General features: G+C 67.3%; 18 protein-coding genes. 13 read left to right on the forward strand and 5 right to left on the reverse strand.

Features of this window, described 5'->3' with window-relative positions:
* The first annotated feature begins 17 nt into the window (after positions 1 to 17).
* Together BAMB_RS09715 and BAMB_RS09720 are read left to right on the forward strand one after the other, a co-directional pair.
* Positions 18 to 566 carry a peroxiredoxin gene (locus BAMB_RS09715; RefSeq protein WP_006478563.1) on the forward strand — a complete coding sequence of 183 codons (549 nt, stop codon included), beginning with the start codon at positions 18 to 20 and terminating at the stop codon, positions 564 to 566.
* 76 nt (positions 567 to 642) lie between these two features.
* Positions 643 to 1170, forward strand: coding sequence for a carboxymuconolactone decarboxylase family protein (locus tag BAMB_RS09720; RefSeq protein WP_006752031.1), 528 nt, complete (start codon positions 643 to 645; stop codon positions 1168 to 1170).
* 166 nt (positions 1171 to 1336) lie between these two features.
* Here the strand turns inward: BAMB_RS09720 and ispF are convergent, their stop codons facing one another.
* Entirely contained in the window at positions 1337 to 1822 is a 486-nt protein-coding gene (gene ispF, locus BAMB_RS09725; protein WP_011657177.1) for a 2-C-methyl-D-erythritol 2,4-cyclodiphosphate synthase, read from the reverse strand.
* Between the two features lie 29 nt (positions 1823 to 1851).
* Positions 1852 to 2562 (reverse strand): 2-C-methyl-D-erythritol 4-phosphate cytidylyltransferase, encoded by a 711-nt coding sequence (gene ispD / locus BAMB_RS09730; protein WP_011657178.1) that lies wholly within the window; start codon positions 2560 to 2562, stop codon positions 1852 to 1854.
* A 20-nt stretch (positions 2563 to 2582) separates the two neighbouring features.
* Between ispD and mfd the strand changes: the two genes are divergently transcribed.
* The 3 genes from mfd to BAMB_RS09745 all read left to right on the forward strand — a co-directional run bounded on the left by mfd (position 2583) and on the right by BAMB_RS09745 (position 8539).
* Complete coding sequence (mfd, locus tag BAMB_RS09735) at positions 2583 to 6140, forward strand: transcription-repair coupling factor (protein WP_011657179.1); 3558 nt, start codon at positions 2583 to 2585, stop codon at positions 6138 to 6140.
* A gap of 96 nt (positions 6141 to 6236) precedes the next feature.
* Positions 6237 to 7457 carry an acetylornithine deacetylase gene (argE, locus tag BAMB_RS09740; protein ID WP_011657180.1) on the forward strand — a complete coding sequence of 407 codons (1221 nt, stop codon included), beginning with the start codon at positions 6237 to 6239 and terminating at the stop codon, positions 7455 to 7457.
* Positions 7458 to 7519: 62 nt separating this feature from the next.
* Complete coding sequence (locus BAMB_RS09745; RefSeq protein WP_041491206.1) at positions 7520 to 8539, forward strand: threonine/serine dehydratase family protein; 1020 nt, start codon at positions 7520 to 7522, stop codon at positions 8537 to 8539.
* Between the two features lie 227 nt (positions 8540 to 8766).
* Here the strand turns inward: BAMB_RS09745 and BAMB_RS09750 are convergent, their stop codons facing one another.
* Entirely contained in the window at positions 8767 to 11286 is a 2520-nt protein-coding gene (locus BAMB_RS09750; RefSeq protein ID WP_011657182.1) for a penicillin-binding protein 1A, read from the reverse strand.
* A gap of 440 nt (positions 11287 to 11726) precedes the next feature.
* Between BAMB_RS09750 and BAMB_RS09755 the strand changes: the two genes are divergently transcribed.
* The 4 genes from BAMB_RS09755 to BAMB_RS09770 all read left to right on the forward strand — a co-directional run bounded on the left by BAMB_RS09755 (position 11727) and on the right by BAMB_RS09770 (position 15175).
* Positions 11727 to 12407, forward strand: a complete 681-nt coding sequence (locus BAMB_RS09755; protein WP_006752024.1) for a PspA/IM30 family protein — start codon at positions 11727 to 11729, stop codon at positions 12405 to 12407.
* A 78-nt stretch (positions 12408 to 12485) separates the two neighbouring features.
* Positions 12486 to 13676, forward strand: coding sequence for a tetratricopeptide repeat protein (locus tag BAMB_RS09760; protein ID WP_011657183.1), 1191 nt, complete (start codon positions 12486 to 12488; stop codon positions 13674 to 13676).
* A 264-nt stretch (positions 13677 to 13940) separates the two neighbouring features.
* Positions 13941 to 14372, forward strand: a complete 432-nt coding sequence (gene mscL / locus BAMB_RS09765) for a large conductance mechanosensitive channel protein MscL (protein WP_006760677.1) — start codon at positions 13941 to 13943, stop codon at positions 14370 to 14372.
* 356 nt (positions 14373 to 14728) lie between these two features.
* Positions 14729 to 15175 carry a hypothetical protein gene (locus tag BAMB_RS09770; protein WP_175656186.1) on the forward strand — a complete coding sequence of 149 codons (447 nt, stop codon included), beginning with the start codon at positions 14729 to 14731 and terminating at the stop codon, positions 15173 to 15175.
* Between the two features lie 77 nt (positions 15176 to 15252).
* Here the strand turns inward: BAMB_RS09770 and BAMB_RS09775 are convergent, their stop codons facing one another.
* Entirely contained in the window at positions 15253 to 16146 is an 894-nt protein-coding gene (locus tag BAMB_RS09775; protein ID WP_011657185.1) for an NAD(P)-dependent oxidoreductase, read from the reverse strand.
* Between the two features lie 141 nt (positions 16147 to 16287).
* Between BAMB_RS09775 and BAMB_RS09780 the strand changes: the two genes are divergently transcribed.
* The gene (locus tag BAMB_RS09780) at positions 16288 to 16497 is read left to right on the forward strand and encodes a dodecin (protein WP_006755984.1); all 210 of its coding nucleotides are present in this window, start codon (positions 16288 to 16290) and stop codon (positions 16495 to 16497) included.
* Positions 16498 to 16715: 218 nt separating this feature from the next.
* Positions 16716 to 17645, forward strand: coding sequence for a LysR substrate-binding domain-containing protein (locus tag BAMB_RS09785; protein WP_006762467.1), 930 nt, complete (start codon positions 16716 to 16718; stop codon positions 17643 to 17645).
* A 106-nt stretch (positions 17646 to 17751) separates the two neighbouring features.
* Here the strand turns inward: BAMB_RS09785 and BAMB_RS09790 are convergent, their stop codons facing one another.
* Positions 17752 to 19164, reverse strand: coding sequence for an 8-oxoguanine deaminase (locus BAMB_RS09790; RefSeq protein ID WP_011657186.1), 1413 nt, complete (start codon positions 19162 to 19164; stop codon positions 17752 to 17754).
* A gap of 510 nt (positions 19165 to 19674) precedes the next feature.
* Here BAMB_RS09790 and uraH point away from each other — a divergent pair.
* Positions 19675 to 20028: a hydroxyisourate hydrolase gene (gene uraH, locus BAMB_RS09800; protein WP_011657188.1), complete on the forward strand. Its 354-nt coding sequence runs from the start codon at positions 19675 to 19677 to the stop codon at positions 20026 to 20028.
* A gap of 53 nt (positions 20029 to 20081) precedes the next feature.
* Positions 20082 to 21275 (forward strand): urate hydroxylase PuuD, encoded by a 1194-nt coding sequence (locus BAMB_RS09805; RefSeq protein WP_011657189.1) that lies wholly within the window; start codon positions 20082 to 20084, stop codon positions 21273 to 21275.
* The last annotated feature ends 73 nt before the right edge of the window (positions 21276 to 21348 follow it).

Consider the following 21348-nt stretch of genomic DNA (forward strand, 5'->3'; position numbering starts at 1 on the left):
CACACAGGAGTATCCGCATGAAAACCGTGGGCGATAAACTCGAAGCATTCACCGTCGTAGCCGCGAAGCCGGGCTTCAACAATCACGAGGAAAACGGCCAGTCGGCGTTCGAGACCGTCACCGAAGCGTCGTTCCCGGGCAAGTGGAAGATCATCTACTTCTATCCGAAGGATTTCACGTTCGTGTGCCCGACGGAAATCGTCGAGTTCGCGAAGCTGACGAAGCAGTTCGAAGAGCGCGACGCCGTCCTGCTCGGCGGCAGCTCGGACAACGAATTCGTGAAGCTCGCATGGCGGCGTGAGCACAAGGATCTCGACAAGCTGAACCACTACTCGTTCGGCGACGTCAAGGGCGAGCTGATCGACCAGCTCGGCGTGCGCGACAAGGAAGCCGGCGTGGCCCTGCGCGCGACGTTCATCGTCGATCCGGACAACACGATCCAGCACGTTTCGGTGAACAACCTGAACGTCGGCCGTAGCCCGGAAGAAGTCCTGCGCATTCTGGACGGCCTGCAAACGGACGAACTGTGCCCGTGCAACCGTGCAGTCGGCGGCGCAACGCTGTAAGCGCATCGATGCACGAAGCCCGCGGCGCACGTCCTGCCTGCGGGCTTTTTTAACGGCCAACCCATAGGAGATATCAATGGAATTCATCGACTCGATTAAGGCACGTATCCCCGACTACGCGAAGGACATTCGCCTGAACCTCGATGGCACGATCTCGCGCTCGTCGCTCGAAGGCAACGATGCGGTCGGCGTGGCGCTGGCGGCGGCGGTCGCGGCGAAGAGCACCGTGCTCGTGAAGACGATCCGTGAAGCCGGCGTGCTGTCGCCCGAAGAGACGAACGCCGTGCTGACGGCGGCCGCGCTGATGGGGATGAACAACACCTGGTATCCGTATGTCGAGATGGCCGACGATGCCGACCTGAAGACGCAGCGCGCCGAGCTGCGGATGGGCGCGTATGCGTCGCACGGCGGCGTCGACAAGCGCCGGTTCGAGATGTACGCGCTCGCCGCGTCGATCGTCGGCAAGTGCCACTTCTGCGTGAAGTCGCACTATGCGCTGCTGAAGAACGAGCAAGGGATGACGACGACGCAGCTGCGCGACGTCGGCCGCATCGCGTCGGTGATCAACGCCGCCGCGCAGGTGATCGCCGCCGAAGGCGAGTAAGCGCACCGCTCGGCCGGCAGCGCGGTGCGGCGGTCCTTCGACGCCGCATCCGCTGTACCGGGCCACAAACGAAAATGCCACGCAAGCGCGTGGCATTTTTCATTGCGGCGGCGCAACCCGCAACCCGCGCGCCGCTTCGGGCCGGCGTCGACCCGGCATCAGGCGCTCACGCGCCCTCTTTCACCAGCAGCGCGGCCGCCTGCGCCTCGATGCCGTCGCCGCGGCCGAGGTAGCCGAGCTTCTCGTTGGTCTTCGCCTTCACGTTCACGCGATCGAGCGGCAGCCCGAGATCGGCCGCGATGTTCGCGCGCATCCCGTCGATATGCGGCGCGAGCTTCGGCGCCTGCGCGATCACGGTGCTGTCGACGTTCTGGATCGTGAAGCCGGCCGCCTTCACGCGGGCGGCGCACTCGCGCAGCAGCACGCGGCTGTCCGCTCCCTTGAACGCGGCGTCGGTGTCGGAGAAATGGCGGCCGATGTCGCCGAGCGCCGCCGCGCCGAACAGCGCGTCGGTGATCGCGTGCAGCAGCACGTCCGCGTCCGAATGGCCGAGCAGCCCGCGCTCGTACGGAATCGTCACGCCGCCGATGATGAGGGGGCGCCCCGGGACGAGCTGGTGCACGTCGTAGCCTTGTCCGATTCTGAAATCCATGCGTATTCCGGTGTGAGATGAGGTGAAAGTCAGGAAGCGTTCGTGCCGCGCGCGAGGATCGCTTCGGCGAGCGCGAAATCTTCGGGGTATGTGACCTTGAAGTTGCGCAGGCTGCCCTGCACGACGCGCGGGGTATGGCCGGCCCATTCGATCGCGCTGGCCTCGTCGGTCAGGTCGTGCCCTTCCCGCTGCGCGCGCAGGATCGCGTCGCGCAGCATGCCGATGCGGAACATCTGCGGCGTCTGCGCCTGCCACAGCGCGTCGCGCGACTCGGTGCGGGCGATCGCGTCGCCGCCGGCCGGCACGCGCTTGAGCGTATCGGCCACGGGCAGCGCGACGATGCCGCCGACCGGATCGTCCTTCAGCGCCGCGACCAGCGTGCGGATCAGCTCCGGCGTGATGCCGGGGCGCGCGGCGTCGTGCACGAGCACCCAGTCCTGGTCGGTCGCGCCGAATTCGCCCAGCCCCAGCAGCCCGTTCAGCACCGACGCCTGCCGCGAGCCGCCGCCGCAGCGGCGCACCGCGAAGCGCAGGCCCGCGAAGCGGCGCGCGTCGAAGTGCGTGTCGTCGGGCGCGAGGACGACGAGCGTCTGCGCGAATTCGCTGCACGCGTCGAACGCGGCGAGCGTGTAATGCAGGAGCGCGCGGCCGGCCAGCGTGCGGTATTGCTTCGGCACGGCCGAACCGGAGCGGCTGCCCGTGCCGGCGCAAGGAATCAGGGCGAAAAGTCGGGGAGTCACGAAGTGGAAACGCCGGAAAGATGAAATCGAGAAGCGGATTTTATAATAGGTCTTTCGTCTCGACCGGCGCGCCGCGCCGCGCCGTGCCCGCCACCCCTGCCGTCCCTATGCCAGACAACGCTTCCATCCCGTTCGCCTCGCCCGTCGCCCGCGTCAAACCGGGCCAGCGGTTCGCCTTCGACGGCACGCACGGCTCCGCCGACGCACTCGCCATCGCCCGCTATCTCGCCGAGAACCGCGCCGCGGTGCCGCTCCTCGCGGTGATCTGCGCGAACGCGGTCGACGCGCAGCGGCTGTCGCAGGAACTCCGCTACTTCTCGCCCGATGCGCGCGTGCGCCTGCTGCCGGACTGGGAAACGCTGCCGTACGACACGTTCTCGCCGCACCAGGATCTCGTCTCCGAGCGGCTCGCGACGCTGCACGACCTCGGCGAGGGCCGCTGCGACATCCTGCTGGTGCCCGCGACCACCGCGCTGTACCGGATGCCGCCCGCGTCGTTCATGGCCGCGTACACCTTCGCGTTCGCGCAGGGCGAGCGGCTCGACGAGGCGAAGCTGAAGGCGCAGCTCACGCTGGCCGGCTACGAACACGTGAGCCAGGTCGTGCGGCCCGGCGAATACTGCGTGCGCGGCTCGCTGATCGACCTGTACCCGATGGGCTCGCCGCTGCCGTACCGGATCGACCTGTTCGACGACCAGGTCGACTCGATCCGCGCGTTCGATCCCGATACGCAGCGCAGCCTCTACCCGGTTCGCGAAGTGCGCCTGTTGCCCGGCCGCGAGTTTCCGTTCGACGAAGCCGCGCGCACGGCCTTTCGCAGCCGCTGGCGCGAGACCTTCGAAGGCGACCCGAGCCGCGCGCCGATCTACAAGGACATCGGCAACGGCGTGCCGTCGGCCGGCATCGAGTACTACCTGCCGCTGTTCTTCGACGAGACGGCCACGCTGTTCCACTACCTGCCGCAGGACGCGCACCTCGTGTTCACCGGCGATCTCGAGGCGTCGATCCGCCGCTTCACGGCCGATACGAAGCAGCGCCACGCGTTCCTCTCGCACGACCGCGAGCGGCCGATCCTCGAGCCGCAGCGCCTGTTCCTGTCCGACGAGGATTTCTTCGCGTTCGCGAAGCCGTTCGCGCGCGTCGTGCTGCCCGCGCAGCCGGCCGGCGGCTGGGCGACGGGCCTGCCCGAGCTCACGGTCGATCGCCATGCCGACGATCCGCTCGCCGCGTTGCGCACGTTCGTCGAATCGTCGGGCAAGCGCGTGCTGCTGACGGTCGAATCGGCCGGCCGCCGCGAAACGATCCTGCAACTGCTCGCCGAGCATCACCTGCGCCCCGCGTCGAACGACCACTTCGCGGGCTGGCTCGAAAGCGATGCGCCGTTCGCGCTCGGTGTCGCGCCGCTCGCGAGCGGCTTCGCGGTGCCGGGCGAAGGCTACGCGATCGTCACCGAAACCGAGCTGTACGGCGCGCTCGGCCGGCGCGCGGGCCGGCGCCGCCAGGAACAGGCAAGCAACGTCGACGCGATGGTGCGCGACCTGTCGGAGCTGAAGGTCGGCGACCCGGTCGTCCATGCGCAGCACGGCATCGGCCGCTACATGGGCCTCGTGTCGATGGATCTCGGCGAAGGCGAGACCGAATTCCTGCACCTCGAATACGCGGGCGACAGCAAGCTCTACGTGCCGGTCGCCCAATTGCACGTGATCTCGCGCTACAGCGGCGCCGATCCCGACAGCGCACCGCTGCACGCGCTCGGCTCGGGCCAGTGGGAGCGCGCGAAGCGCAAGGCCGCGCAGCAGATTCGCGACACGGCGGCCGAGCTGCTGAACCTGTACGCGCGCCGCGCGGCCCGCGAAGGCCATGCGTTCGCGCTCGATCCGCGCGACTACGTGAAGTTCGCGGAGAGCTTCGGCTTCGAGGAGACGCCCGACCAGGCCGCGGCCATCGCGGCCGTGATCGGCGACATGACGAGCGGCAAGCCGATGGACCGCCTCGTGTGCGGCGACGTCGGCTTCGGCAAGACCGAGGTCGCGCTGCGCGCCGCGTTCATCGCGGTGATGGGCGGCAAGCAGGTCGCGCTGCTGTCGCCGACCACGCTGCTCGCCGAGCAGCACACGCAGACCTTCGTCGACCGCTTCGCGGACTGGCCGGTGCGCATCGTCGAGCTGTCGCGCTTCAAGACCACGAAGGAAGTGAATGCGGCGATCGCGCAGATCAACGAAGGCACTGTCGACATCGTGATCGGCACGCACAAGCTGCTGTCGTCGGACGTGCAGTTCAAGCGCCTCGGCCTCGTGATCATCGACGAGGAACACCGCTTCGGCGTGCGCCAGAAGGAAGCGCTGAAGGCGCTGCGCGCGGAAGTCGACGTGCTGACGCTGACCGCCACGCCGATCCCGCGTACGCTCGGGATGGCGCTCGAGGGGCTGCGCGACTTCTCGGTGATCGCGACCGCGCCGCAGAAGCGGCTCGCGATCAAGACCTTCGTGCGCCGCGAGGAAGAAAGCGTGATCCGCGAGGCGATGCTGCGCGAGCTGAAACGCGGCGGCCAGGTGTACTTCCTGCACAACGAGGTCGAGACGATCGAGAACCGCAGGGCGATGCTCGAGGAACTCGTGCCCGAGGCGCGCATCGTGATCGCGCACGGCCAGATGCACGAGCGCGAACTCGAACGCGTGATGCGCGATTTCGTCGCGCAGCGCGCGAACGTGCTGCTGTGCACGACCATCATCGAGACCGGCATCGACGTGCCGAGCGCGAACACGATCATCATGCACCGCGCGGACAAGTTCGGCCTCGCGCAGCTTCACCAGCTGCGCGGCCGCGTCGGCCGTTCGCACCACCAGGCGTATGCGTACCTGCTGGTCCACGATCCGCAGTCGCTGACCAAGCAGGCGCAGCGCCGGCTCGAGGCGATCCAGCAGATGGAGGAGCTCGGTTCGGGCTTCTATCTTGCGATGCACGACCTCGAGATCCGCGGCACCGGCGAGGTGCTCGGCGACAAGCAGTCGGGCGAGATCCACGAGATCGGCTTCCAGCTGTATACCGACATGCTGAACGACGCGGTGAAGGCGCTGAAGAACGGCAAGGAGCCCGACCTCACCGCACCGCTCGCCGCCACGACGGAAATCAACCTGCATGCGCCCGCGATCCTGCCGGCCGACTACTGCGCGGACGTGCAGGAGCGGCTGTCGCTGTACAAGCGTCTCGCGAACTGCGAGCATGGCGACGCGATCGACGGCATCCAGGAAGAGCTGATCGACCGCTTCGGCAAGCTGCCGCCGCAGGCGCACGCGCTCGTCGAGACGCACCGGCTGCGGCTGGCCGCGAAGCCGCTCGGCATCGTCAAGATCGACGCGAGCGAGGCCGCGATCGGGCTGCAGTTCGAGCCGAACCCGCCGATCGATCCGATGCGCATCATCGACATGGTGCAGAAGCACCGGCACATCAAGCTCGCGGGCCAGGACAAGCTGCGCATCGAGACGCGCTCGCCCGATCTCGCGATCCGCGTGTCGACGATCAAGGAAACGCTGCGCGCGCTGGCGCCGCGCGCCGACGCCGCGAGCGCGGCCCGCTGACCGCGCGGCCGCGATGCTGCACCGCATCGCGGCCGGCAAAGGCGGGCCGGCGCGTTTTTGAGTATGATTTTCCCATTCCTCAGACGGAGTTTTGCCATGTCCACTCTCGACGCGCCGGCGCCGTCCGCCGCCGACCAAGGCGACGCTTCGCTCGTCAGCCTGCCCTGGATCAAGCAGCTGGTGTCGATGGACACGACGAGCCGCGTGCCGAACCTCGGCCTGATCGAAGCGGTGCGCGACGCGCTGGCCGCGAAGGGCATCGTGTCGACGCTCACGCACGATCCGCGCGAAGGCTGGGCCAACCTGTTCGCGACCGTGCCCGCGCACGACGGCTCGACCGACGGCGGCATCGTGCTGTCGGGGCACACCGACGTCGTGCCGGTCGACGGCCAGCAGTGGGACAGCAACCCGTTCGCGCCGGAAATCCGCGATGGCCGCCTGTACGGCCGCGGCACCTGCGACATGAAGGGCTTCATCGGCACGGCGCTCGCGCTGCTGCCCGAGATGCAGGCGACGAAGCTCGCGAAGCCGATTCATTTCGCGCTGTCCTACGACGAGGAAATCGGCTGCGCGGGCGCACCGCTGCTGATCGCCGATCTCGTCAAGCGCGGCGTGAAGCCGTCCGGCTGCATCGTCGGCGAGCCGACCAGCATGCGGCCGATCATCGCGCACAAGGGCATCAACGCGTACCGCTGCTGCGTGCGCGGTCACGCCGCGCACTCGTCGCTGACGCCGAAGGGCCTGAACGCGATCGAATACGCGGCGCGCCTCATCTGCCACATCCGCGACATCGCCGAGCGCTTCCGTGCCGAAGGCCCGTTCGACGAGCTGTACGACGTACCGTTCACGACCGCGCAGACGAGCACGATCCAGGGCGGCAACGCGATCAACACGGTGCCGGCCGAATGCCGGTTCGACTTCGAGTTTCGCAACCTGCCGACGCTCGATCCCGAGCAGATCTTCACGCGCATCGAAGCGTATGCGCAGGAAACGCTGCTGCCGCAGATGCTGCGCGAACATCCGAACGCGGCGATCGAGTTCTCGAAGATCGCGGCGGCACCCGGCCTCGACGCGACGGAACAGGCCGCGATCACGCAGCTCGTGCGCGCGCTGACGGCCGACCAGGACAAGCGCAAGGTCGCATACGGCACCGAGGCCGGCCTGTTCGAACGCGCGGGCATCCCGAGCGTCGTATGCGGGCCCGGCAACATCGAGCAGGCGCACAAGCCGAACGAATATGTCGAGCTCGCGCAGCTCGCCGCCTGCGAGCAGTTCCTGCGCAAGTTCATCCGCAGCATGTCGGTCGACGCACACTGACTGCCCCCCGCCACGCCGGCCTGCGTGTGCGGGCCGGCCCCACCCCCGCTACCCGCCACGTCATGTCGACTGAACAACAGGGCACCGCCCATACGACGATCGACGGCGAGCCGATTCCGACGCTCGACGAAATCGCCGCGCAGCATTTCGCGTTGTCGCCGTGGGTCGCACGCACGCCGGTGTTCGAGCGCGCCGATCTCCCATCCCTCGAGGGCACGCACGTCAACTTCAAGTTCGAGCTGCTGCAGGCGAGCGGCAGCTTCAAGGCGCGCGGTGCGTTCACGCACCTGCTGGCACTCGACGAAGCGCGCAAGAACGCCGGCGTCACGTGCGTGTCGGCCGGCAATCATGCGGCGGCGGTCGCGTATGCGGCGATGCGGCTCGGCAGCAGCGCGAAGGTCGTGATGTTCCATACCGCGAGCCCGACGCGCATCGCGCAGTGCAAGCAGTACCGCGCGGAAGTCGTGCTCGCCGGCAGCGCGTCGCAGGCGTTCGACGTCGTGCGGCGGATCGAAGCCGAGGAAGGCCGCTTCTTCATCCACCCGTTCAACGGTTACCACACGATTCTCGGCACCGCGACGCTCGGCTACGAATGGGCGACGCAGACGCCCGATCTCGACGCGGTGATCGTGCCGATCGGCGGCGGCGGGCTCGCGGCCGGCATGGCGACCGCGCTGCGGCTCGCGAATCCGCGCGTGCACGTGTACGGGGTCGAGCCGGAAGGCGCCGACGCGATGTGCCGCAGCTTCGCGGCGAATCACACGATCAAGATGAGCGCGATGCAGACCATCGCCGATTCGCTGATGGCGCCGCACACCGAGGAATACAGCTACCAGCTGTGCCGGCGCCACATCGACCGCATCGTCACGGTGTCCGACGACGCGCTGCGCGCGGCGATGCTGTTCCTGTTCTCGCACCTGAAGCTGGCGGTCGAACCGGCGTGCGCGGCGGCGCTCGCGGCGCTGCTCGGGCCGCTGCGCGAGACGCTGCAGGGCAAGCGCGTCGGCGTGCTGCTGTCGGGCACGAATACCGACCCCGCGACACTCGGCATGCATCTCGCGCACGCGAAACTGCAGCACTGAACCTGCGCATGGCGCTGCGGGTTATCCCCAGTTTATGTTGACAGCCCTGTTGATAACCCGCCGGGCAAGCACGCAAGTGGTTGAGCGCGCAGCGTTTTACAAGCGCGAAGCGTGCCGGACGCGAAATAGGCAGATGACGCCGCCGACGCACATGAGCTGACGCACGGCGACACGCAAAAAAACGGGCGCCGAAGGCGCCCGTCGCATGCGAAACATCCGCGTAGTACTTACTTGTTCTCGAACATGTCCATGATCTGCTGCTTCTCCTGCTGCGTGACGGGCGGCGGCGCAAGCCCGGCCGCGCCGGCCGAGCCGAGTGCGTCGTTCGCGCTGATTGCGTTCTCGGCCGGGTTGATGTCCACGCTCCCGACGAAGCCGTTGCCCGGCGTGCGATCGGCGTAGTACAGCTCGCCGTCGACCGTCGTCAGGCCGTCCGGCATCGGCATCTGCTGCTCGGGCACGCCGTTCAGCGCGGTGCGCATGTAGTTCACCCAGATCGGCAGCGCGAGCTGCGCGCCGAATTCGCGGCTGCCGAGGCTCTTCGGCTGATCGAAGCCCATCCACGCGACCGCGACGAGCGACTGCTGGTAGCCGGCGAACCAGCCGTCCTTCGCATCGTTCGTCGTACCCGTCTTGCCCTGCAGGTCGCCGCGGCCGAGCGCGTTGGTGCCCGCGCCCGTGCCGGCCGTCGCGACCGTATGCAGCAGGCTGTTCATCACGTACGCGTTGCGACCTTCGATCGTGCGCGGCGCCGTGCTGCCGGCGACCACCGGCTGCGACCGCTGCAGCGCCTGCCCGTGCGCATCGTCGACTTCGGCGATCAGGTACGGATCGACCTTGTAGCCGCCGTTCGCGAACACCGCATAGCCGGTCGCGAGCTGCAGCGGCGTGACGAGCCCCGCACCGAGCGCCATCGGCAGGTACGGCGGCGTCTTCGCCGGATCGAAGCCGAAGCGCTGCGTCACGTACTGCTGCGCGTACTGCGTGCCGATCGACGCGAGGATCCGGATCGACACGAGGTTCTTCGAACGCTGCAGGCCGGTACGCATCGACATCGGGCCATCCGGCTGGTCGTCGTCCTTCGGCTCCCAAGCGGTGCCGCCCGGCACGCTCGGCGGGAAGTACAGCGGTGCATCGTTGATGATCGTCGCCGGTCCGAGGCCCTTGTCGAGCGACGCCGAATAAATGAACGGCTTGAACGACGAACCCGGCTGGCGCCACGCCTGCGTCACGTGGTTGAACTTGCTCTTGTTGAAGTCGAAGCCGCCGACGAGCGAGCGGATCGCCCCGTCCTGCGGCGCGATCGCGACGAGCGCGCCTTCGACCTGCGGCAGCTGCACGACCTGCCAGCCCGTCTTGCCATCCTTCAGCACGCGCACGATCGAACCGGGCTTGATCTTCAACGTGGCATTCGCGCGCTGAGTCAGCGCGCCCGACACGAAGCGCAGCCCGGCCGGGCCGATCGTCGTCGTCGCGCCGCCGACGAACTGCACCTCGACCGCATTCGGCGACGCCGCCAGCACCACCGCCGATTGCAGATCGCCATTGTCCGGATGATCGGCGAGCGCATCGTCAATCGCCTCGTCGCGCTCGTCGCCGGCCGCCGGCAGGTTGATCGAGCCTTCCGGCCCGCGATAGCCGTGGCGGCGCTCGTAATCGAGAATGCCGCGGCGCACGGCCTGGTACGCCGCTTCCTGGTCGGCCGAGTTGATCGTCGTCGTGACGGTGAGCCCGCGCGTATAGGTTTCGTCCTTGTACTGCTGGTACATCATCTGCCGCACCATCTCGGACACGTATTCGCCGTGCACCGCATACTGATTGCCCGGCGTGCGCACGCGGATCTCCTCCTTCACCGCCTGGTCGTACTGCGGCTGCGTGATGTAGCCGATCTCGAGCATGCGCTTCAGGATGTATTCCTGACGCACCTTCGCGCGCTTCGGATTGACGACCGGGTTGTACGCGGACGGCGCCTTCGGCAGCCCCGCGAGCATCGCCGCTTCGGCGAGCGTGATGTCCTTCAGGTCCTTGCCGAAATACACGCGCGCGGCGGCCGCGAAGCCGTACGAGCGCTGGCCCAGGTAGATCTGGTTCATGTACAGCTCGAGAATCTGGTCCTTCGTCAGCGCCTTCTCGATCTTGTATGCGAGCAGCATCTCGTAGATCTTGCGCGTGTAGGTCTTTTCACTCGACAGGAAGAAGTTGCGCGCGACCTGCATCGTGATCGTGCTCGCGCCCTGGCGCGCGCCGCCGTGCATCAGATCGGCCACGCCCGCGCGCAGGATGCCGAGGAAGTCGACGCCGCCGTGTTCGTAGAAGCGGTAGTCCTCGATCGCGAGCACGGCCTTCTTCATCACGTCGGGAATGTCCTGGAAGCGCACGAGGCTGCGGCGCTCCTCGCCGAACTCGCCGATCAGCACGTGATCGGCGGTGAACACGCGCAACGGCACCTTCGGCTGATAGTTGGTCAGCGCATCGAGCGACGGCAGTTGCGGTGCCATCACGACGAGTGCGTAGCCGACGATCAGCGCGCCGACGACCGCGAGCGTCGCGAACAGTCCGACGAACCACAGCGCGACGCGCGAGCCGAACGAGCGGCCACCGCCGCCCCCGCCTCCACGGCGCTGCGTACGGCGATCGTCGTCGCCGTTGTCGTCATCGGGGTAGTAGGCTCCCGACGGCGAACGGCGCAATGTGTAGTGAGGTTCGTTCCGGTCGGAAGAAGAAGACGGTCGTTTGATAATTGGCATGTCGGAATGGCAGGCGGCGTGGCGCCCTCGGACGCATGCGGAAATGCAAGCGGATGAATCAGAGTGTGGTGCATCGTGGCAACTGTCACGTCGACAGACCCCGCCGCGCGGCGATCCGTTCCCGCGACGTGACAGCGCATTTTAATGAAATCGACCGGTTGACTTCGCGATTTTTTGTAAAAATTCCCGCACGGCCGTGATTTGCGGAACGTATTGGCCGCATGCTCCGCCTATCATGGACACGCGGCCCGGCGCGTGTGCCGCGGTGTTGCTTTCAAACGCGAAAGGTTCGAATACGGCACACGCATGGCGCTTGAACTCCGGCGCTTAAGCCGTATTTAAGGAGCCGGCGGTGTAATATCCGCCGGCTCACGCGGGTCGGAACCGATTCGCGACGGGTACTGCCGCTCACGCGGCACCTTTCAACCACGGAGGATTTCATGTCGCTTTTCGACTCTATTTCGCGCACGATCAAAGGCCTGCTGAACGATGCGGCCGACTCGGTACAGGATCCGTCGCGCGACGCACGGCAGATCGTGCGGGAGCTCGACGACAGCATCGGCCGTGCCGAGAATTCGCTGATCGAGATCGAGGCACAAGTCGCGACCCAGCGCAGCAAGCGCGATGCGGCCGACGACAAGGTGAAGAAGTACGAAGACGGCGCGAAGCGCGCGCTGCAGGCCGGCGACGAAGCACTCGCACGCGAGGCGCTCGCCGCGCAGTCGAACGCGGAAGCCGAGCGCGATGCACTCGCGGCCGAGCTGACCACGCTCGAACCGTCGGTCGACAAGCTGAAGGGGCAGATCGCCGACATGCGCCAGCGCCGCAACGACCTGAACTCGCGCTCGAACATCCTGCAGGCGAAGCATGAAATCGCGCAGGCAAAGGACGTCGCGGCAAGCGCGCTCGGCGGCATCGGCGGCAAGAACCTGTCCGAGGATTTCCAGAAGCTCGAGGACAAGGTCGCGCTGCAGAACGCGCGCTCGGACGCCCGCCTGAACTCGGCCGACACGTCGAGCGGCAAGGCGCTCGAGGACAAGCTCGCCGCGCTGAACAAGGGCCCGTCGGTGGAAGACCGCCTCGCCGCGCTGAAGAAGCAGCTCGACACGCCCGCGCAGTAACGGCAACCGCGCCGCGGCCCGCCCGGCTCGCGGCGCGCATCGATCGTCAGGAGACGGGCGTTCGCGCCCGGTTCGACCATGAAGAAATCTCTCGCCGCACTCGGCTTCTCGCTGATGCTGCTGTCGTCCGCGGCATTCGCAGTCCCGTCGCTGCAGCAAGTCGAGCAGTCGATCGCACAACGCGATTGGCAGCGCGCCGACACGCAGCTGTCGCAAGTCATCGACGCCCACCCGAACAACGCGCATGCGCGCTACCTGTACGCGCAGGTGCTGGACCGCGAAGGCCGCGCGTCGGACGCGCTCGCGCAACTGCAGCGGGCGAAGTCGCTCGATCCGCAACTGCGCTTCACCGATGCGTCGCGCTTCGCGCAGACCGAGTCGCGCATTCGCGCGGACGCCGCGCGCGTGAGCGGCAACACCCCGTCGGCCACGCAGGCCGGCTCGTTGCAGTCGTCGCTCGCACCGGCCGCGCCGGTCGCGAAACACGGTCCGTCGACCGGCATGTGGATCGGCATCGCGCTGATCGTCGCACTCATCGCGCTGGTGCTGCGCTGGACGCTGCGGCGCGCGCGCTCGGCCGACGACGGCCGCGCCGACGACGAACGCCGCACGCAATTGAAGCGCGCGACCGACGTGCTGAACGACATTCGTCCGCTGAAACTCGACGCGAAGCTGTCGACGGCGCCCGGCGCCGCCGCGCTCACCGGCGAGCTCGAAGGCATCGAGACCGATGCACGCACGCTCGTCGAAGCGCTGTCGAACGGCAAGAACCCGGTGCCGCCGTATCGCATCGACGAGCTCGAGCAGCGGCATGCGAGCGTGAAGGCACGCGTCGAAGGCCGCCCCGATCCGGCCGCGCAGCCCGCCGCGCCGCCGAACGGCAACGGCTCCGTGTATGCGCAGGAAGCCGATCGCATGACCGGCACGCAAGGCCAGCCGTATCAGCAACCGCCATACCCGCAACAGCCGTATCCGCCGCAACCGTATCCGCAACAGCAGCCGCCCGTCGTGGTCCAGCAAGGCGGCGGTTTCGCCGGCGGGATGGGCGGGCTGCTGACCGGCGTGCTGCTCGGTGAAGCGATGTCGGGCGGGCGCGAGCGTGTGGTCGAGCGCGACGTGATCGTCGACGACCAGCGCCGGCGTCAGGAGAACAACGATCCGGGCTTCGACTTCGGTCGCGGCGACGATTCGAACTGGAGCGACGGCAACGGCGGCGGCGGTGTCGATCTCGGCAGCAACGACGACGGCTGGACCGACGACAACACCTGAGCATTCGCACGCGGGCGTCGACGCATCGCGCGACGCCCGCCTCTCCCGCCGCGCCCCCTTTCATTCCCACTCGCGCCGGCCGCCGGATCGCCGGCCGCCGGATCGCCGGCCGCGAATTTGTCAATCATTTCAAGATGGGCTACCGGCAATGGGGCACGTTCGCTATCATGCGGCCATCGGCGTGCCTCCGATCCCATCCGACGTTTCGCAGCCCTGCGCGTCGCGGCACGCCTTCCCCTAGCCTCAATCAGGAGAAAGCCGCTCATGAGCATAATCAAGGAATTCAAGGAGTTCGCCGTCAAAGGCAACGTGATGGATCTCGCCGTCGGCGTGATCATCGGCGGCGCGTTCTCGAAGATCGTCGACTCGGTCGTGAAAGACCTCATCATGCCGGTGATCGGCGTGCTGACCGGCGGTCTGGATTTCTCGAACAAGTTCGTTCTGCTCGGCACCATCCCCCCGACGTTCAAGGGTAATCCCGATTCGTTCAAGGACCTGCAGGCCGCGGGCGTCGCCGCGTTCGGCTACGGCTCGTTCATCACCGTGGCGATCAACTTCGTGATCCTTGCGTTCATCATTTTCCTGATGGTGAAATTCATCAACAAGCTGCGCAAGCCGGAAGAAGCCGCGCCGGCCGCGACGCCGGAAGACATCGTGCTGCTGCGCGAGATCCGCGATTCGCTCAAGCAACGCTGAGCACCGCGCCACGCTGCATCTGCCGGGCCCGCACAATGCGGGCCTTTTTCATGCGCGTGCCGCGCGCATGCGTGCGCCGCGCGCCGCCGCGCGACGCTTATCTCACTTTTTTGTGACGCACGAATGCACGCGCGGGAAAAGCAGGTCTATGATGGAGACTAAACGACAGTACGGGCGCCGAGACGCTGGCTGTGTCGATCATCGTGGCAAGCGGGTCGACGGGAGACATTGATCGTCGTACCGCACGAGTGCAGCATTTTCGTGTGCTATAAAGGATCGACATGCGGCGTACATAGCCGGGAGTGGGTCGCATGAAAGTGCCGCATTTCTTGCAATTGTTTTTGAGGCGAGTGTTTATGTCCTTCCCGAAAAAACGTCGACGCGCGCAGCAGGATGGCCAGGAGTCATTCCTCGCGGTATTGCGCCATTCGAAACCGTTTGCGCAGCTCGACACCAAGATTGCCCGCGCCCGTGCGCAGGACGAACCCGTCCTCTATGCGCATGTGCTGCCCGGCCTCGACGTGCTCCTGTGCAGCGTGCGCGGCGCACAGCCGCCCTATCCGGCCATCGCCGAACTGCGCAAGCGCTGCATGGAATCGATCGCCAACGCGCTCGAACAGCCGCTCGACGGCCTCGAGAACGGCGGCTATTGGTACGAGGCAAATGGCTTCGGCTTCCTCGTGTTCGCGAGCCGCGCCCGCGCGCGCATCCTGCCCGAATTTGGTGCAGGCACGAAGGCAAGCCTGCGCGGCGGCCTCGGACGCCAGAACGCCGGCGACACGACACCGCGCTCCCTCGGCTGAACCGACACCGACACGATGGGCCGCCTCCGGGCGGCCCATCGGCCATTCAGGCTTCCCGCTTCACCGCCGCCACGCGCTCACTGCGCCGTCCCGCGCCCGTTGCCGGGCCGGACGATGTCGATGAACGCGGCGAAATCGGCGCCGGCGAGGCCCTGCGCGGCACCCAGCCGCAGCACCTGCTGCACCGTGGCCGACACGGGCATCACCGCGCCCGTGTCGCGCGCGGCGTCGGCGATCGCATCGACATCCTTCTGGAACGTGCTCAGCGCACCCATTGATGGGTGCCCACCTGACGTCATGCGCGGCACGAAGGTCTGCAGCAGCACCGAGTCGGCCCACCCGCCCGCCAGTGCGTCGGCGAGACGCGCGGCGTCGATGCCGCTCGCCTGAGCCAGGCCGACCGCTTCCGCGATCGCGGTCACCGTCGCGGTGACGATCGCCTGGTTGCACAGCTTCGCGGTCTGGCCCGCGCCGGCGTCGCCCATGTGCGTGATGCGCGACGCGTAAGCGTCGATCAGCGGCCGCACCGCGTCGAGGTCGGCCGCGCCGCCGCCCGCCATCACCGCGAGCGTACCGGCCTGCGCGCCGGGCACGCCGCCCGACACGGGCGCGTCGATCCAGCCGACGCCGAGCGCGGCCGCGCGCGCCGCGTAGTCGCGCGTCGTCGCAGGCGGAATGCTCGAATGATCGACGATGCGCTTCAAGCGGCGCGCGTTCGCATCGCCGGCAAGCAGCCCGTGCTCGCCGAACGCGACGTCGCCGACCGCACGGCCATCGAGCACGCACATGAACACCGTGTCGACGCGCTCGGCCAGTTCGCGCGGCGTGTCGACCACCAGCGCGCCATCCTTTTCAAGCGCCTCGGCCTTGCCGCGCGTCCGGTTCCATACGCTGACCCGGTGGCCTGCCGCCAGCAAATGCCGAATCATCGGCGCGCCCATCAACCCCGGTCCGCAAAATCCGACTTCCACGATATTCCCGTCTCCAATTGAGGTTGCACTTGCCGCCCATCATACCTATCACTCAAGAAGCCGGACACGCGCGGCGCTGCTTCGGGCCCGCCGCTGCCGCCGGCCATACCGACCACATACCGACATACCAGGGAGCGCATCATGAGCGACCACGTCTACAAGCTGATCGAACTGACCGGCTCGTCGCGCCAATCGTGCGACGACGCCATCCGCAACGCGATCTCGAAAGCCGGCAAGACGCTGCACAACCTGCACTGGTTCCAGGTGACCGAAACACGCGGCCACATCGAAGGCGATCAGGTCATCCACTGGCAGGTCACGCTGAAAGTCGGCATGCGCATCGACGACTGACGCACCGCGCGCGCGCGGTGCCCCGACCGCCGGATGCGTGCAATGCGCATCCGCGCGGCGCCGCGCCCGCCTGCATGACGCCCCGTTCGGGCCCCGTGTCGAGGCCCGGCCGGCGGGCGTCTGCGGGTATCCATCTCTTGACGCTGGTTTTCGTTCATATTAAAAACCATATACACCCCCGCCCCCTCGATCAGCCCGTACATATAAACGGAGATATCATGAGTCAGCAACGCGAGGCGATCGACACGTACCTCTTGCGCGTCTTGCACACCTTGTTGATGGAGCGCAGCGTCACGCGCGCGGCCGTCAAACTGAACCAGTCGCAACCGGCGATCAGTGCCGCGCTGCGGCGCCTGCGCGACATCACCGGCGACCCGCTCCTCGTGCGCGGCAAGTCCGGCATGGTCCCGACCGAATACGGGCTGCGCCTGCTCGAACCGGTGCAGAACGCCCTGCGTGAAATCGAGCGCATCAAGTTCCAGCAGCACAATTTCGACCCGGCCACGTCGATCCGCTGCTACCGGATCGGCTGCCCCGACTACCTGAACGTGCTGTTCGTGCCGACCGTCGTCGAGCGCTTCCGCCAGGCCGCGCCGAATGCGACGCTCGAGTTCCACTCGCTCGGCCCCGCGTTCGACTACGAGCTCGCGCTGGAAGACGGCAAGCTCGACATCGTCGTCGGCAACTGGCCCGAGCCGCCCGAACAGCTGCATCTGTCGAACCTGTTCGTCGACGAAATCGTCTGCCTGATGAGCAACACGCATCCGTTCGCGAAGCGCGGCGGGCTCACGCTCGACCAGTATCTGAACGCGCCGCATCTCGCGCCGACGCCGTACTCGGTCGGCCAGCGCGGCGCGATCGACGTGCACCTCGCGCGCGAGCGGCTCAAGCGCCACGTGGTCGTCACGCTGCCGTACTTCAACCTCGCACCGTACGTGCTGGTGAAGTCCGACCTGATCTTCACGACGACGCGCCTGTTCGCCGATCATTACGCGAAGTTCCTGCCGCTGTCGGTCGTGCCGGCGCCGCTCGACTTCCCGCCGATGCAGTACTACCAGCTGTGGCACGAACGCTGTCACTATTCCGACGAAGTGCGCTGGCTGCGCAGCCTCGTCGCCGAAGCGACCCGCACGCTGATCGAGGCTTGATCGCGCACGGCGCGCGCCGGTCAAGCCGTCGCGGTACGGTCTGGCAGCCGCAACCGCCGCCGCGCGCCTGATCCGCCGCGCGCGGCGCGCGCCCCGCGCCCGTGCGTCAGCGCGACGCCTCCACGAGGGCGCGCGCGAGGGCGTTGTGGCGCTCGATGACGGGCGGCAGGTCGAGCGTCGCGAGCCGCCCTTCCCGCACCACCACCTTCCCGTTCACCACCGTGTACGCCGTCTGCGACGGCGCGCAGAACACGAGCGCCGCGACCGGATCGTGCAGCGCGCCCGCGAACAGCGGCTGGCGCAGGTCGAACGCGGCGAAGTCCGCGGCCATGCCGGGCTTCAGCGCGCCGATATCGTCGCGATTCAGCACCTTCGCGCCACCGAGCGTCGCGATCTCGAGCGCTTCCCGCGCGGTCATCGCATCGGGCCCGAAGCCGACCCGCTGCAGCAGCAGCGCCTGCCGCACTTCCGCGACCATCTGCGCGCCGTCGTTCGACGCGGAACCGTCGACGCCGATCCCGACCGGCACGCCCGCGAGACGCATCTTCTTCACCGGAGCGATACCCGACGCGAGCCGCATGTTCGAACACGGACAGTGCGCGACGCCGGTGCCGGTGCGCGCGAACAGGCCGATGCCCGCATCGTCGAGCTGCACACAGTGCGCATGCCAGACGTCGTGGCCGACCCAGCCGAGATCTTCCGCGTATTCGGCCGGCGTCATCCCGAACTTCTCGCGGCTGTACGCGATGTCGTTGACGTTCTCGGCCAGGTGCGTGTGCAACGACACGCCGTAGTCGCGGGCCAGCACGGCCGCGTCGCGCATCAGGCCGCGGCTCACCGAGAACGGCGAGCACGGCGCGACGACCACGCGCAGCATCGCGTAGCGGCCTTCGTCGTGATAGGTCTCGATCAGGCGCTGCGCGTCGCGCAGGATGTCGGGCTCGCGCTCGACGACCGAGTCGGGCGGCAGCCCGCCGTCGCGCTGGCCGACGCTCATCGCGCCGCGGCTCGCGTGAAACCGCATGCCGATCCGCTGCGCGGCGCCGATGCTGTCGTCGAGCCGGCTGCCGTTCGGATAGATGTACAGGTGGTCGCTCGACGTCGTGCAGCCCGACTGCAGCAGCTCGGCCATCGCGGTCAGCGTCGACACCTCGATCATCTCGGGCGTCAGGTGCGCCCAGATCCGGTACAGGTTCGTGAGCCAGCCGAACAGCTCCGCGTTCTGCGCGGCCGGCACCGCGCGCGTGAGGCTCTGGTACATGTGATGGTGCGTGTTCACGAGCCCCGGGATCACCAGGTGGCCACGCAGGTCGAGCACTTCGTCGGCGCTCTCGGGCAGCTCGGCGCTCGGGCCGACCGCGACGATCCGGTTGTCTTCGATATAGAGCCCCGCGTCGCGCAGCTCGCGGCGCGTGTCGTCCATGGTCACGAGCACGTCGGCGTGCTTGACCAGCAGGGTTTTCGGGCGGGATGAGGATGGCTGTGGCGCGCGTGCGCCGGCGTGCTGCTCGAGGTTCATGCGTTCTCCGCGTCGTTCTGCCGCCGGGAGCCGCTCCCGGTGACGTTCACAAAGCCGTTCGAACGCTGATTCGCGGCACGCCCCGGTGCCTGCGTCCGTTCGAACGCGCTGGCCCGGTTACCCGGCGTGCACGCCGTCTTCGGGGTGCGCGCGGGCTCACGGCCCGACGCGCACGGCGGCAGCATCGCCCAAGCGCGCGCGGCGCACAATGCGCGAACCCGAATACCGCGCTTCACGGTTTCGATATGGTACGCCGCGCAGGGGGCGCCAAGCCCCGGAATCGCAGGCTGCGGGCCGCTTCCGGCGTGCCGTCGACAGCGGTTCATGCGCGGCGCATTATCTTCGATATCGCGCCCGTATTTGCGCGGGGAACCTTTTTACAATGCCTGCACGGCGCTCGCTTCACTCTCGCCGACGGGTATGTAGCCACGTGACGTGGAGCCTCGATCCGCCGCATAGTCAATGGATCGAGTCGCCGCCGAACCTCGCATTCACACAAGGACACAACGAATGGGAAAGCTCACTACCCACGTACTCGATACGGCGCACGGTCGTCCCGGCGCCGCCATCAAGGTGGACCTCTACGCGCTGGACGGCGAATCGCGCCGCGCGATCAAGACCGTGCTGACCAATAGCGACGGCCGCTGCGACGAGCCGCTGCTCGAAGGCGCCGCGCTCGCCGCCGGCGAATACGAACTCGTATTCCATGCCGGCGACTACTTCGCGTCGCTCGGCGTGAAGGTGCCCGAACCCCGTTTCGTCGACCGCGTCGTGCTGCGCTTCGGCATCGCCGACACCGCGTCGCACTACCACGTGCCGCTGCTCGTGTCGCCGTGGTCGTACAGCACCTATCGCGGCAGCTGACACACGCATCGGCGCCCGCATCAAAGATAACGATCTGAGTCTGGAGGAGTTTCATGGAAGGCTTCATCACCGACTGGCTGAACCTCGCGCTGCGATGGCTGCACGTCATCGTCGCCATTGCGTGGATCGGCGAGTCGTTCTATTTCGTCGCGCTCGACAACAGCCTGAAACCGCCGACCGACGCGAACCAGCGCAAGCGCGGCGTGTTCGGCGAGCTGTGGCACGTCCACGGCGGCGGTTTCTACAACATGCAGAAGTACACGGTCGCCCCGCCGGAAATGCCGGATGACCTGCACTGGTCGAAGTGGCCGTCGTACACGACCTGGCTGTCGGGCTTCTCGTTGTTCTTCGTGCTGTACCTGCTCGCACCGAACACCTACCTGATCGACAAGAGCGTGCTCGACATGGGCCCGGTCGTCGCCGTCGCATCCGCGCTCGGCTTCCTCGCGGCCGGCTGGATCGTCTACGACTCGCTGTGCCGCATCCTCGGCACCAACGATCGCGTGCTGGGCATCTGCGTGGGCCTCTACGTCGTCGTCGCCGCGTATCTTGCGTGCCACATCTTCGCGGGCCGTGCGGCGTACCTGATCGTCGGCGCGATGCTCGCGACGATCATGTCGGCGAACGTGTTCTTCGTGATCATCCCGGGCCAGCGCAAGATGGTCGACAAGATGCTCAAGGGCGAAGAGCCGAACCCGATCTACGGCAAGCGCGGCAAGCAGCGCTCGGTGCACAACACGTATTTCACGCTGCCGGTCGTGTTCGCGATGCTGTCGAACCACTATGCGATGACGTACACGAACAAGTTCAACTGGGTCGTGCTCGTGCTGATCATGCTGGCCGGCGCGCTGATCCGTCAGTTCTTTGTGATGCGTCACCGCGGCCAGCAGCTGTGGTACCTGCCGATCGGCGGCGTCGCCCTGCTGTCGGGCGCGCTCGTGTGGACGATGCCGAAGCCGGTCGCACCGGAAGCGCAGGCCGCGAACGCCCCGAAGATCGCGATCAACGACATCATGCCGATCCTGCAGCAGCGCTGCGTCGAGTGCCACTCGGCCAAGCCGACGCTGATGGGCAGCGCGCCCGCCGGCGTGATGTTCGACACGCCCGATGAAGTGTCGAAGAACGCGCAGCGCATCTACGAACAGGCCGTGCGCCTGAAGGCGATGCCGATCGGCAACGTCACGCATATGACCGACGACGAGCGCGTGAAGCTCGCCGCCTGGTTCGAGGGCGGCGCGGTCAAGTAAGCCGCCGGGCGCCGGCGGTTGGTTGCCGGCACACCTCTCCGTTCGCGGGCCCGGAAACGGGCCCGTTTTTTTG

It is taken from the genome of Burkholderia ambifaria AMMD (genome assembly GCF_000203915.1).
In the GTDB taxonomy this organism is placed as follows: domain Bacteria; phylum Pseudomonadota; class Gammaproteobacteria; order Burkholderiales; family Burkholderiaceae; genus Burkholderia; species Burkholderia ambifaria.